The following is a 13,855-nucleotide window of genomic DNA, read 5'->3' on the forward strand; positions in this document are numbered from 1 at the left end:
CCCACGGTTTTTTTCCTGCCAAAACGACTCTCAAACTCTTCAGATGAAAGCGCTATATCTATATTTACACTCATTAACGTTCCTCCAATACATATGCACTACTGCTTCATTGACTCTTCCTATGCAATTATACCAAAAACGTATATATACGTATATGAATATGTAAAAAAGTTTTGTAATGCATATGTTGATTAAAGATGGCTCAATTTAGCCAGGTCAATCTATAACAGGCATCTCAGTCATATAATCATCATATTCAACATTCGACTTAAACAGACTCTTTTCTACAGGCATGTCCTCATTCAACCTGAACTTCATCCTTACGCCCTCATCCAACGTCTCGTGGTCACTCGAAACAGTATCTTCAACAGTCAATGAATATATAGTATCCGCTTCATATACATACTTTGGCTGTACGACAATTGTTTTGTCATTTATTTTTATATCTAACAGCAACTCATTGTAGAATTCATCTGTAATATGTATACTTCCAGCACTTTTAACCCCTTTGCTGAGTTCTATGCTGAAATTCTTGTCCGAATCATCTATACTCATAGGCTCCCAGTTGCTGTACTGTATAAGCGCCTTGTCGCAGTTTTGCATAGCATTCATGTAGTCGATAACCCCATATCCATAGTAGTTATCTCGTCCAATGTCTCCGCAGTCTATTGAAGTCTCCCTTATAACCTGCATTATTTCGTCTGCAGATAAATATGGGCGAAGCTTTTTCAAAATGCCAGCCTGGAATGAAACAAAAGGAGCTGCATATGATGTGCCGCCGTGAATCCCATAACTGCCGTCAAGCTCCATTGTAGTTATGTTGTCCGCAGGAGCCATCACATCAATTTGGTCATTGTAATTTGAAAACCACGATTTCTTGCCGCCCGGCTCTATCCCTCCCACAGAAATTACACAGTCATATGACGCAGGATAGCAGTAGATTGCACTATCGTCATTTCCAGCAGCAGCAACCACTACTATGTCATTATCCGCCGCCTTTTGAACCGCCGCCTCCAAGCTGGCATAGTCAGTATGGCTTTTTATGCTTATGTTTATGACGTCCACATCTTGAGCTATTGCATGTTCTACTGCTTTCACTATAAATTCCTTTGTACTTTCCCCCTGATCATTCACCGCTTTAAGAGCTAGTATGTCAATATTCACCCCTGTCATTTTAGAAAGTTCCATGAGTATGCTTGATACCTTTGTTCCATGCCCCAATATATCCGTATAGTCATCGTTGCCATCAACAAAATTATATCCACCTGCAATATACTCGCTTGTAATATCATTTTTTACAATCCCCGAATCGATTACAGCAATCTTGATATGAGTGTCAGTTTCATACTCCAAGCCATTGCATTCCACCTTCTCATATTCCCACTGCGCATATGTAATGCTGCTGGGAAAAATCATAACCACCGCAACAACGCAGCAAATAATCATTTTTCTCATGCTTATTCCTCCTAAAATTTGGTTTTATATGTATCTTTTATAGTATATACCAATTTCAGGATTGCATTTTATTAAATCATCCATAAATTCAATTTTTTCCAAATCCTCAACCAATATATTAATAGCGCAATCTCTAAATATGTATAAACTACACCAAAGCAAAAAAGAAAAGACCCAAAGGCCTTTTCAATATCTAAAAATTATATAATTTAATTTTGTCATCTAACTGATATTGATCTGCCTGTAGTCGAGGCTCTTTTTTCTCTGTTTGTATTTGAAGTGTTTTAAGTTGACAACTATTACTATGCTTATTATCACTAGTAGGAACCATGAGCTTATCTTTCCAATATGTACCATGTGCCACATTTCATCCTGATTGGGATATTTCCACGCTCCAAGAAAAGTCGATATGTTCTCCGCAATCCATATGAAAAAACCTATCAGAAAAAATGAAAGTATAACCGGCATATTGTACCTTTGCCGGCCCACCCTGAATTCAACACAGGCTCCCCTGAAAGCCACAAAAAGACTGAGTATTATTATCCACCTGAGATCCATCATAAAATGATGTGAAAAAAAATTAATATATATTGCCGCTGCGATCGAGTATGTAATATGGTTTTCGGGCCAATTCACAAATTTCAAGTCAAAGCGCTTCCAAGCCTGACATACGTAGCTTGCAACGCTGGCATACATGAACCCACTGTACAGGGGGACTCCCCCTATTTTAGTCAATGCATACTCCGGATAAGCCCAAGAGCCCATGTGAACCTTGAAAATCTCCAGCACAAGCCCAATTAGGTGGAACAGCGATATTACCTTAAGTTCGTCAACAGTCTCCAGCTTAAAATACACCATTAGAAACTGAACTATGAGACAGGCTATTAGTATGAAGTCATGCCTGTACAAAAATGGGATATCTATGATTTTCGAAGCCGCAAGTATTATGAATATAGCCGCCGGGAATATGCAAGAGAGAGCCTCTTGAACCCCGAAGCGGATCAGCTGCCTTAAAAAATGCATAACTACCTCCTTTAAACCACATCAACAGATTCCATGTGAAACCTTGAATGTTTTCTATCAATATCAATCGACCATGCCAAGATCAACTCCGCCGCTTCCATCTTTTCTAATCCTCCTGAGTCTGGGGGCTTCCCTGTCATTTGAGGCATTATAAAAAACCCAGTCCTTCGTGACTCCAATTTCCGAAAAATCCAGATAGCTTTCAAAGTCCAAAGCCATAACATTACTGCCATCAATGTCCATCTTGTAAAGCCCCTTCGAATCCCATGTCGAATCTTCAGGAGCTTTCAGTGTATAAAATATCCATTCGCCATCCTTCGAAAATCCGACTATATCTTCACCAGAAAGCTTTTCCATAGTGCCGCTTTCAATCTCCATCCTGTAGAGATTGCTCTTTTCATAATCGATATAATATATATATCCGTCCTCCACAACCATGTCTCTCGTATTAACATGTGCAATATACCTTTTTTCACTCCCGTCGATATTCATCACTTCGAGATGACCTTGCTCTTCCTCTTCGCCCTTGTAGCTGTAGTATACGCACCCTTCATATACTGTCATGTCGCTAACCTCTTTGTCGCAAATCACCTCTTTGTTTTGTCCGTTCACGTCCATTCTATATACTTTACCGCCATCGCTATAATTTATGAAATAAATCCAGTTTCCAATGACGTGCATGTCCACAGCATAACCCTTGAACAGCCTGTCTTTGTCACTGCCGTCAATCTTCATTCTCGTTATCTCTTTCTCTTGCTGAAAAAATACCCAGTCCTCCACAATATTAAGTGAATCTTTCCAAGGTCCAGAAGATTCGTTTATCAAAGTCCTGCTTCGGCTAAAATCCTTGTCTGTTCTATAAACATATGTCTCATTGGCATAAAATATGTAGTCGTCTGTTTCAGCTACCACTCCGTAGTTGTTAGCGTTGCTCTGAGTATTCCCTATCTCGCACTCGTCTTTTATGACTATATTCTCAATACTGCTAAGGCGGTACGATTCATATCTGTCTCCAATTTCTTTAATTATATTCACATCTGAAACTATCGTCTGCAAAAACACCATTGCAACAAGCGCCCCCGCCAAATTCCACACTCCCCTTAGCATATACCTGCATTTCGCCTCATTTGCCATTGTGTGCTCAAAATCCGCCTCCATTTCATCATATGAAGGTATTTTCCTGTAGTCCATTATGTCGAGTGTGAATATGTCTTTGCCAAATGAGCTTTTATTTATTTTGATCCATGCCTTAGAGCCCGCAATGTCAAAATTTACAATGTCGCCTTCCATTTTACTTTCAAAAGCTATATTATATTTTAACAATATGTCAGAAACAGCCATTTCGATCATTTCCCTGGAAGTGCCGTATGCCGTGATCTCTTTTCTTCTCCATGTCGAATAAAATCCCCAAGCACCCATCATTCCAATAATAACAGTAAAAACCGCATATGTGGCGCCAAAGCCCGATTCCCTCCATTCAATCATCTGACTTATCACGGGTATTACTCCAACAAGATACAGATATATCCCGGACTTTTTATATACCCCGTTTGAATTGAGCTTTTCAATCCCGCCAATCAGCATGTCCACAGCAAAAATGAATACCGTCAGTGCCAAAAGATCTTTTTTCATGGTCTCTTTCCTTTCCCTTATATTTCGCTTATTCCTATTCCCTTTAAATATTCATATGTTTCGTCATAAAATCCAGGCTGTCTTGTGTAGTCATCCGCACATCCATTCGGGATAAAAATCACCATACCCTGCCTTGCCCTGGTCAGCAATACCCTATATGCGTTTTTCAGGTACATTTTCGATTCGTCCTTATTTATACTTTGCCAATTGGTCCCTCTGAATTTTTTGAACTGCCATACTCCATCAGCTCTTCTCAAGTCAGCATCCCACGCAACACATACCCAGTCTAATTCCAGGCCCTGTATATCAAACTCAGTCGCTACATCCTCCAGGTAAAATGACGACCTTACATCTTCCTTGCAGCTCAAAAACCAGTTCTTAGAGTCAATTTTCGACTTTATGTTCACTCCGTATGGTTTCAGCCTATATGCTCCTGAGCTTGCAACTATTCCTGTTCTCTCTCCATTCCCCCTTTGATGTAAATTCAGCCAACCCCTTGCCTTGTCAAGACTTCTGGTTACATATATGGGGTATTTTTCATTCACATTGCGGTATATTTCCCCGGCCTTAACTTGGTTTCCATCTAGTATGTTTTTTACCAGGCTCGATACATCCTCGCTCCTAAATGACCTGACTGATGTGCTCAGGTGAAGAGATTCTTTTGAAACATAATTTATTCCAGATATGAATTCATTAAACTCCAACCCCTGGGTGTATTCAGAGTCTTTCAGTTCCGAGGATATATAGACGTCCCAGTGGGGATAATTCTTTCTAAGAGCATTGAACCACTCGCTAAGACCGGCCTCACCCGTGTTGATCTCCTGGCCTCCGCCAATAAGGCATATTATAACAGACCAGTCTTCGTGCCTGTCCAAAATGCTTATGAGAAAGTCAGGTTCGGACTTATTAAAATCCGGTATCCCTTTTTTCCTGCTCATAAACTGCGAAGTCTGCTCTTTTGTCCATGCCCTTTGGGCTTCATCAAAAATTACAACCTTTTCCGCTTGGGGCCTAGAGTCCTTAAGCGCCGCATCCCTAAAATGGTGTATATTTTGAATGAACGACTTTGCCCTTCTTAATGCGTCTGTTTTTTTAACTTTTTTGCAAGAATGCTCGACCTCGTTTCTAGCTAGCGCCTCTTGCAAAACTTCTACAAGCGGCCCATTTCCAGATAAAAAGACCGCATGCTCCTCTTGCTCAAAGTCATGCCTTTCATTTGCAATGTTAAGCCCAGCCAGTGTCTTTCCCGCACCGGGCACCCCGGTCACAAAGCAGATTGATTTTTTGCTGTGCTTCTTTGAGTGTTCAATTATTCCATTGATCTCCCGTGCGGTCTTTCCAAGATTCAGCGCGCCAGAGTCGGACCTTGAAATCTCTTTAACGCTATGCCCCCTGTAAAGAGCCTGCGCCGCCTCTATGATTGTGGGAGTTGGCTTGTATACCGAATTTTCCCATTTGTCAGCCTTTAAATCCCCTCTCTTTTCTTTTTCCGCTATACTCTCCATCTCAGATGCAATATTGTGCCTGTTGCAAAGTAGCGGTTTATACACATCGTCGCTATACTTTTCATGCCCGTTAGAGTGAGTTTGAGCCTCTGTGGATACCACAACAGGCACTATGCATAAATCATGGCTTTCTTCATGGAAATTTTTAAGGTCAACCGCATAGTCAAGAACCTGGTCAATGGCATATCTGGTATAACGCGACTCATTGACCTTGAACTCCAGCAAAAATACAATCCCCTTGTAAATGGCAACTGTATCAACCCTTTTTCCCATTCTAGGTATTGAGTATTCGAATAGGACATGTGCATTTTCAAGCTTTCCAAACTGTGATTTTAAAATCCTGATTTCACTTATCCATGCGTTTCTCTGCAGGTCTTCAAGTGCAAATTCATGATTCCTCGTCAGTTCTCCCAGTATATAGCTTTCTTCATCATGTATGAAATTTTCTACATCTTTTGAATAGTAAGATCTTTGCATAATTCTATTTCCCTTCGTGAAATTTATTATTGCATGAGCAGCTTAAACCGCCCGCTTATATCCATTATATTCCTTTACCGCCATTCCCTCAACCGTCATATCCCACTTCACCCATAAATAGCCATTTTTTACTGTGCATAATACTCAATGCATAGACGTTTGCACCCCATAAAAAAAGAAAGACCCTGTAAAAAGGATCTTTCCATCTAAATATGCATTCGTCACTTTTATTGAATTTTCACTTACTGGATAGCAATGCTTTTCATGATCTGCTTTTCAGCTGGCTTGCCCATTTGGTCGACCTCCAACGAAGCCATTTTGTCCACAACTTCCATGCCCTCTACGACCTTTCCAAATGCTGCGTATTCACCATTCAGATGATGCGCATCCTCTATTACTATGAAAAACTGTGATCCCCCAGAGTCAGGGCTAGCACTTCTCGCCATTGAAACTACGCCCCTTGTGTGCATTATAGTGTTTTGAACTCCGTTTTGGGTGAACTCCCCCTTTATTGTATATCCAGGGCCTCCCGTTCCGTTTCCATTAGGATCCCCTCCCTGAACCACAAATCCAGGAACTATCCTATGGAATGTAAGGCCGTCATAAAACCCTTTTTTAGCAAGGGCTATGAAGTTTTCGACAGTTATCGGCGCTTCTTTTGGATAAAGTTCAAGCTTTATTGTCTCTCCGCTTTCCATAGTTATAACCGCCACAGGATTTTCCGCCTTTTCCTGCTCCCCCATGTCGTCTATGCTGGCAGTGTTTGTATTCCCATCCCAGCCGACTTTCTTTCCAAGGATTTCAGCCACCGATCTGAGGGGAACATAGGTAGTTCCATTGTAGAGTATATTGGAGGATTCGACATCCTGTCCGTTAACCTTCAAATTCACAGAATCAAATACAACCTCTATGTTTTGAACATTTGAAGCCGCAAAAATAGCGGATGCCATAAGCATAAAAGTCAAAACAACCGAAACAAAAATTTTCTTCATAAAATGCCTCCCTAAAATGAATGTATCTGGCTGCAGGCAGCGCCTATCAGCTATATATACTTTACCACATCCAGGCGATATTTGCCTGATGTTTTCTATGTAAAGCCTATTCTCCGCTCTGCTTGTAAGGGACCCTGCTCGACGGAACCACCTCGCTTGCCGACCTTACATTTCCGTCCTGGTCGTCAAAAAATATATGTGCGTTGAAAGCCCTCAGCACTTCCCTCTTCTCCACTCCTCCCAGGAAAAATGCCTCATCCACCTTGACGCCCCAGTCCCTAAGCGTGTATATTACCCTCTTGTGAGCGGGGCTGTTTCTCGCCGTCACAATTGCAATGCGTATTAGAGAAGGGTCCTTTTCCTTTATCTTCGAAAGGGTCTTTATGAGCTTTCCAAAAGGCCCTTCTGGAAGTGCATTTTCCGCATTTTCCCTCTCGTGCCTCAAAAAAGCCTCAAGACCTTCTTTTTGGAATATCTCTTCCGATTCGTCAGAAAAGACTACCGCGTCCGCGTCAAATGCAATTCTTATCTGGGTCTCGTCCGGCTTGTAGCCTTCGGGCACATCGTAAATCAGCGCCGCTGCAAACCCACCGTTTACAGCGCTTTGGACGTCTTCCTCGTTCTTCGAAAGGAAAAGGTCAACCTCAAATGCAGACAGATAACTCGATATGTCTGACCCTCCTATGAAAGCCGCCCTGAAAATCTGAAGACCGTACTCGTCTATGCAGTTGAAAATCCTAAGCCCAGTCTCAGGGCTATTTCTCGACATTACTATCACCTCTACAATGGGCTCGTCGAACTTCTCATTAAGCTCCAAAAAGGCCTTTATCAGCGGAAAAGCCGTGCCCTTTTCAAGCATTTCGTTTTCATGCTCAACCTGATATTTGGTGTACTGCACAAGCCCTGACTTTTCGAATATTTCATTTTCCTTTTCCAGGCAAAACAGCGCCCTTGAAGATATCCCAATAACAAGTTTGTTTTTAAGGTCATAAGACATAGCCTTCCCCCTTTCCAATTGCAGTCATTCTATTTTCATTATGCAAATCTAGCCTCGCATTTACAGCATCAGTCAACATTCACATTAGATCCTAAAAAACCCCTCATATCGGGCCTTTATTCATGACTTTTGTTTCTGATTTAATTTACAAATTCGCCTTGTCCACATCGTAAAACAGGTCTTTATCTATTATAGCCCATAAGGGAATCCAGAGGAATAAACAGCCGATAGTCTTACAAATTTCAATAAAATCGGCTCACCTATTCCATCTGGATTTTAGCCTGCAGTGTAATATGCATTTGTATTATATTGCCTGCCACCTGATTTTTATGACTTTTCTTCCGTTTCATAGACAGTCTTTACAATTCTTTTAAGTTAATTATTATCTTATCGCAGTTTTTGCACCTATAGCAACTAACTTGCGGATTCACATGTAGTGTCTCTCCTCCAAATACAGTCACTTTTTCAAGAAGCCCTGCATTCTCTTCATGCCATTTAAATACATATCTTCCCCCATGGATAAAACCTTTTACCATTTCACTTTTACAGTAAGGACATTCTGTTTTCATTTCCTAAACACTCCCTTTCATTTCAAGTTAAACCTGTTAATACGTCCACGCCCTTTTTCAAAACAAGAATTATATTCTCCTTACCATTTTCCAATTTTCGAAAAAACAAGTATTCCTTTTCAATAATTTTACATCATGTGTTAGTCTTTATGTTGATTTTACCCTCAATACTCTTTTTCAAAAACAAAAAAATCCATAAAAATATAGATTTTTCTCCTTAAATCTTTTTAAGATTTTATTAGTAATTAACTCTTCCATAGCTACACAAGTGAAGTCCAGAGGAATAAACGGTCGATAATCTTACAAAATTCAATAGAATCGGCCTAACTATTCCATCTGGATTCCAGACCTCAGTCTATACTGATATTAGCCGCTTGATTATTATATATCTTTCACACCCTACAGATCGCTTTCAATAAAAGTTTTTGCAAAACTCTTTGCTTTCTCCATATCCATATCATCTGGATGTCCCTTTGCTATCCCGCCTATGAGTTTAAATATGCTGTATGTGTCATATCCCTTGCACGCAAAGCTGCCTTTAACATTAGCTCCTTTCGACTCTACATAGTCTATAAGAGCTTTATTATATGTCTCTTTCCCCATACCGCTCGTCGAAAAAACAAATACGTTTTTCCCCTTAATATCTGCATCTTCAATAAGCCTATACAATTTTTCATGGTGCTTCCCATAATATATTCCCGACCCGAAACCAATCAGATCGTATGTCTCAATCACACCAGCCTCAACTTCATCTGGTCTGCATAATTTTGCCCCTATAGCTTCCGCAATGACCTTCGCAATCTTATAGGTGTTGTCATGATGAACTGATTCGCAGATAATTAATGCATTCATACTTATCCCTCCAGTAATTCTTCTGAATAACATCTCTTAATAACGCTTTTACTATGACTGCATATTCTGTAGGCAGCTTCGTGTAATACTCAAAACTTTATGCATTGCCCGCCTGCTTAACTACTGCATCAAGCTTGTCTACCAAGTCGTTTATGATCGAATAGCAACTTTCAAAACTATCGTATTCTATCCTGAAATTGCCGATGGTCAAATTCGCATTTCCCTTATGGGCTTTTTCTCAAGGCCGTTTATTTCTCCCATTTCGCCTACACTCTTCCTGAGCGTTTCCCTATGGCTGTCCATGACCGCCTTTGTTTTTTCATCCAGCCTGCCATATGGGATGTACGGTGATGTCTCAAAATGCACATAGATTTTATCCGCATATCCCTCAATATGCACATTGATTTTTTTTCATCTATCGTCTTGTTCCACCCCTGTTTCCAGACCTGATAAAACACATCCCCTCCTCTTGCCGAGTTTCCAATATCGCAATACAGGTCCGGTGACTTCTCCACAAGCTTTTCAGTAAGATAAAAACACAAATTGTTTTCCAGATTTCCGTCTTGAAACTTGTGTTTGTATAACTTGAAGTCAAGCGTCTCGAGCTGAGCCAGCTTTCTTCTGTCTTGCAATATGTATGATTCATAAAATATAATGTACTCAGGTAGTTGGACACAAAATCGAAAAAATAAGATAAACTAAAAGTATGACTAAAAAACGAAAAAACTGGACCCCAGAAGAAAAATCTAGAATTGTACTTGAAGTGCTTCGTGAAGAAAGCACTCTAATTGAAATCGCCAATAAATATGGTTCAAGCCAACAGCTAATAAGTAGATGGAAGTCCGAGTTTCTAACAAACATGGCCACTGTCTTTGACAAAAAAACCAACACAGTTAAGAAGCTGAAACAAGAACACGAGGCAGAAAAGGAGGTTCTCGTAAACAAGATTGGACAACTTACTTTGGATGTTGATTGGCTTTAAAAAAAACAAACTCAAATCTCGCAAATGAGGAGAAAAAAACGCTAATCGAGCGTAACAACTCAAATTTAACCATAAAGCGCCAATGTGAGCTTTTAGACCTTTCGAGATCTACTGCATACTATCAAAACATTGAAATCAAGCCTTCTTGTGATGAAATAGCAATTAAAAATGCCATCGATATAATCCATTACAAAGAACCCTCTTACGGTGTCAGGCGGATTATTAATGAACTTCGCAAGGTAGGATTTGCAAATGTGGGCAAACGACTTGTAAGGCGCTACATGCAGGAAATGTGCATAGTTGCCTTCTACCCTGGCCCTAACCTGAGCAAGTGTGATAAGAAGGCTAAAACCTATCCATATCTACTCAGAAATCTCAATATAAACCGACCTAATCAAGTATGGGCAATTGACATCACTTACATCGGAACACCTACAGGGTTTGTCTATGGGGACATTATAAAAACTACCTGACTTGAATTAAATGAATCTACACATGGAATCACAGGAATAATAAAATCAAAAAATTTTGTTCTTTCTCTATCCTCAAAAATATTCTCTTTTATTGCATATATGAATATTATTCTTCTTTCAATATTTTCATAATTATTTAAGAAAGTATTAATTTCTCTCAAATTTGTAAAAATAGATGGTTTTCCAAATCGGTCTATATCTTCAAAGATTATTATTTCATATTGTGTTTCCTCGAAAAAGTATAACAATTCATCAAGATACTTGTTATAAATTGAGTCTTTATCATCCCCGGTAATTTCTATTTCTGTACTAGGAAATTTCACTTTAGCAACCTTAAGACTTTCCAAAATTGTATTCGGCATTTTATACATGACTAGAACTAACATAATAACAAAAATCATGCCTACTATATACACCAGCCAACTATCCCCAAATGATTGAACTATACTTTGTGGATTAACAAATATTTCTTGCAACTTCAAAGTAACCTTTCTATTAACTAATAATATACTCTTTACCTTTATCCTTAACTTTTGAATATAAGTTTTCCTTTAATTTCTTAATATTATGTTCAATATTTTCTATTATCGAGATTAACTTTATTCTCCATTCCATTTATTCATATCCTTTCTTCTTACAACTCATTTTTTAATACCTACACCCATTATATTATTTACCAAAGATTCTCTCAACTGGAAATATAGTAATATGTAACTATAACTTTCCATTTTTCTGATAACAGCCTTTTACTTTCCAAAAATAAAAAAGACCTGCATAATACAGATCTTTATCTTTAATCTTTTAAAACATCATTCATATTCAACTTTTCCGCTGCTATGCAAGAGGAATCCAGACGAAATGGCTAGGCCGATTTTATGGAGTTTTGCAAGCTTTCTTATCGAAATGCGCAGTTGAATTCGTTGGAATTTTGGACTGTTTGAGCAAAGCGAGTTTTCAAAATTCCCGAATTCAGCACGCATGAGATATTAGAAAGCTCAAAACGTAAAATTATCGGCTGTTTATTCCTCTGGATTCCCTATTCAAGTTCTATTCAAGCTATGATTGTTTAAGCCTTTATGCTTTAAGTCTTCAAATCTTTTTTCTTAAATCTTTTAAGATTTTTCTTAATGCCTTCTACCCCAAATCAGAAAGCTCGTAAAGAACTATCGCCGCACTCACTATCGAAGCGGTTTCAGTCCTTAATATTCTCTTTCCAAGGGTTACAGGAACTACCCCGTTTTCAGAAAGCACATGTATTTCTTCCTCTTCAAATCCGCCTTCAGGCCCTATGAATATGCCTACGCTCTTAGCCTCACTGCCCTTTTCCCTCAAAGTCTGCTTTATCCCAACCGCAGACTCGTTCTCGTAAGGGACAATGTTAAGCTCGTTGCCTTTTATGTCTTCCATTGCATCCTTAAGGTTCATAGCTCCCTCAAGCACTGGAAGCACACCTCTTTTGCTCTGCTTCGCCGCCGAATGGATTATTTTTTCCCATCTTCCGGACTTCTTCTCTTCTTTTTGAGAACTCAGCTTCACAACGGTCCTTTCAGTTATCACAGGAACTATCCTGCTCACTCCGACCTCAGTCAGCTTTTGAACTATGAGCTCAAACTTTTGGGCCTTTGGAAGGCCCTGATATATTGTAACGCTTACAGGGGATTCCCTGTTCACATCTATTTCACGCTTTATCGCAAGGTCTACGCTGCTTTTGGAAACGCTCTCTATCTCGCACAAAAACTCCCTGTTCTTGCCGTTGCAGACCTCTACTTCGTCTCCCTCTTTAAGCCTTAGAACCTTTGCTATATGCTTTACATCCTCACTGTTGGTTATTGAGCACTTTCCCTCAGCCTCGTCTATGTCGTTTTCAAACACAAAAAATCTGTCCACTGTTATTCACCCTTTTTAGAAGTTATAGCGGCCCACTCGCCCATTTTTTGCACCTTTATGACTTCAAATCCGTTCTCCTCAAGAGCCGCCTTCACATCGTCAATTTTGGCATGTATTATGCCAGAAGATATGAATGTTCCGCCTTCCTTTAGGAAGTCTCCTACAGTTTTTGAAAGAAGTATTATTATGTCCGCCATTATGTTTGCGACTATGACATCGGCCTTTTCAGACACAACGTCCATAAGGTTTCCTTCCCTGAATTCCAAGCTTTCTGTGACATTGTTAAGCTCGGCGTTTTCCTTTGAAACCTTTACTGCAACAGGGTCAAGGTCTACACCTATCACGCTCTTGGCTCCAAGCTTTGCAGCGGCTATTGAAAGTATTCCGCTTCCGCAGCCTATGTCAAATACTGTGCTTTCAGGGCTTAGAGTCTCTTCAAGCTCCATTATGCACATCTTTGTGGTCTCGTGTGTTCCTGTTCCAAAAGCCATTCCCGGGTCAAGCTCTATTACCATCTCGCCCTCTGCCTTCTCGTATTCTTCCCATGTAGGTTTTATAACTATGTTTTTGCTGACCTTTGTAGGCTTGTAGTATTTCTTCCACTCTGTCGCCCACTCGCTGTCGTCAACCTGACTTACGTCTACAGTTCCCTCTCCTATGTCAAGCCCATAGCTTGGAAGAAGCTTTATCTTTTCCCTTATCATTTCCAGTTCCGAAACCAAGTTCTTTTCTTCTGAAAGGTAGGCTTTTATGATTACCCCCTCATAACCCGTATCAAACATGTTTTCATCTACATAGTCCCAGCTGCTATTCTCTTTTTCCAAAAACACAAAATCATTGGGATCTTCTATAACTATCCCGCCGACCTCGGCTTCGTACAATATGCTTGTTACAGCCTCCACAGCTTCTGTAGTGGTTTTGATTGTTATTTCAGTCCATTTCATAAAAGTTTATTCCTCCCAAAAGTTTTTTTGGTTCAAACCGTTGCGGCATCTTAATTATAAACAGCCA

Annotated in this window: 14 protein-coding genes; 2 read left to right on the plus strand and 12 right to left on the minus strand. The window is 39.8% G+C overall.

Annotated features, from left to right (window positions below):
* Positions 1-216: 216 nt before the first annotated feature.
* The 9 genes from BUQ87_RS02730 to BUQ87_RS15110 form a co-directional block, all read right to left on the minus strand.
* A complete protein-coding gene (locus tag BUQ87_RS02730; RefSeq protein WP_038264988.1) occupies positions 217-1,455 on the minus strand; it encodes a S8 family peptidase in 1,239 nt (412 codons plus the stop codon).
* A 222-nt stretch (positions 1,456-1,677) separates the two neighbouring features.
* Complete coding sequence (locus BUQ87_RS02735) at positions 1,678-2,478, minus strand: DUF817 domain-containing protein (RefSeq protein ID WP_038264985.1); 801 nt, start codon at positions 2,476-2,478, stop codon at positions 1,678-1,680.
* A 63-nt stretch (positions 2,479-2,541) separates the two neighbouring features.
* Entirely contained in the window at positions 2,542-4,110 is a 1,569-nt protein-coding gene (locus BUQ87_RS02740) for a DUF5050 domain-containing protein (protein WP_038264982.1), read from the minus strand.
* A 17-nt stretch (positions 4,111-4,127) separates the two neighbouring features.
* A complete protein-coding gene (locus tag BUQ87_RS02745) occupies positions 4,128-6,092 on the minus strand; it encodes a DUF2075 domain-containing protein (RefSeq protein WP_038264980.1) in 1,965 nt (654 codons plus the stop codon).
* Between the two features lie 242 nt (positions 6,093-6,334).
* The gene (locus tag BUQ87_RS02750) at positions 6,335-7,084 is read right to left on the minus strand and encodes a peptidylprolyl isomerase (RefSeq protein ID WP_077216548.1); all 750 of its coding nucleotides are present in this window, start codon (positions 7,082-7,084) and stop codon (positions 6,335-6,337) included.
* A 106-nt stretch (positions 7,085-7,190) separates the two neighbouring features.
* The gene (locus BUQ87_RS02760) at positions 7,191-8,081 is read right to left on the minus strand and encodes a 5'-nucleotidase (protein WP_038264979.1); all 891 of its coding nucleotides are present in this window, start codon (positions 8,079-8,081) and stop codon (positions 7,191-7,193) included.
* A gap of 359 nt (positions 8,082-8,440) precedes the next feature.
* The gene (locus BUQ87_RS02765; protein ID WP_038264977.1) at positions 8,441-8,650 is read right to left on the minus strand and encodes a PF20097 family protein; all 210 of its coding nucleotides are present in this window, start codon (positions 8,648-8,650) and stop codon (positions 8,441-8,443) included.
* A gap of 399 nt (positions 8,651-9,049) precedes the next feature.
* On the minus strand, positions 9,050-9,502 hold the full coding sequence (locus BUQ87_RS02770; RefSeq protein WP_038264976.1) for a flavodoxin family protein: 453 nt from the start codon (positions 9,500-9,502) through the stop codon (positions 9,050-9,052).
* 207 nt (positions 9,503-9,709) lie between these two features.
* Entirely contained in the window at positions 9,710-9,868 is a 159-nt protein-coding gene (locus BUQ87_RS15110) for a hypothetical protein (protein ID WP_159434255.1), read from the minus strand.
* A gap of 340 nt (positions 9,869-10,208) precedes the next feature.
* Here BUQ87_RS15110 and BUQ87_RS02780 point away from each other — a divergent pair, with 340 nt between their 5' ends.
* Both BUQ87_RS02780 and BUQ87_RS02785 read left to right on the plus strand, forming a co-directional pair.
* Positions 10,209-10,484, plus strand: coding sequence for an IS3 family transposase (locus BUQ87_RS02780; protein WP_038264970.1), 276 nt, complete (start codon positions 10,209-10,211; stop codon positions 10,482-10,484).
* On the plus strand, positions 10,475-10,957 hold the full coding sequence (locus tag BUQ87_RS02785; protein ID WP_052636123.1) for an IS3 family transposase: 483 nt from the start codon (positions 10,475-10,477) through the stop codon (positions 10,955-10,957). The genes BUQ87_RS02780 and BUQ87_RS02785 overlap by 10 nt, the downstream gene beginning before the upstream one ends.
* Here BUQ87_RS02785 and BUQ87_RS02790 read toward each other — a convergent pair.
* The 3 genes from BUQ87_RS02790 to prmA form a co-directional block, all read right to left on the minus strand.
* On the minus strand, positions 10,930-11,439 hold the full coding sequence (locus tag BUQ87_RS02790; protein WP_038264967.1) for a YobI family P-loop NTPase: 510 nt from the start codon (positions 11,437-11,439) through the stop codon (positions 10,930-10,932). The two genes, BUQ87_RS02785 and BUQ87_RS02790, sit on opposite strands and share 28 nt — an antisense overlap.
* Before the next feature lie 652 nt (positions 11,440-12,091).
* A complete protein-coding gene (locus BUQ87_RS02795) occupies positions 12,092-12,844 on the minus strand; it encodes a 16S rRNA (uracil(1498)-N(3))-methyltransferase (RefSeq protein WP_038264963.1) in 753 nt (250 codons plus the stop codon).
* Between the two features lie 2 nt (positions 12,845-12,846).
* Positions 12,847-13,788, minus strand: coding sequence for a 50S ribosomal protein L11 methyltransferase (prmA, locus tag BUQ87_RS02800; protein ID WP_038264960.1), 942 nt, complete (start codon positions 13,786-13,788; stop codon positions 12,847-12,849).
* Positions 13,789-13,855 lie beyond the last annotated feature (67 nt).

The sequence above is a fragment of the Peptoclostridium litorale DSM 5388 genome (assembly GCF_900141635.1).
In the GTDB taxonomy this organism is placed as follows: Bacteria; Bacillota; Clostridia; order Peptostreptococcales; family Peptostreptococcaceae; genus Peptoclostridium; species Peptoclostridium litorale.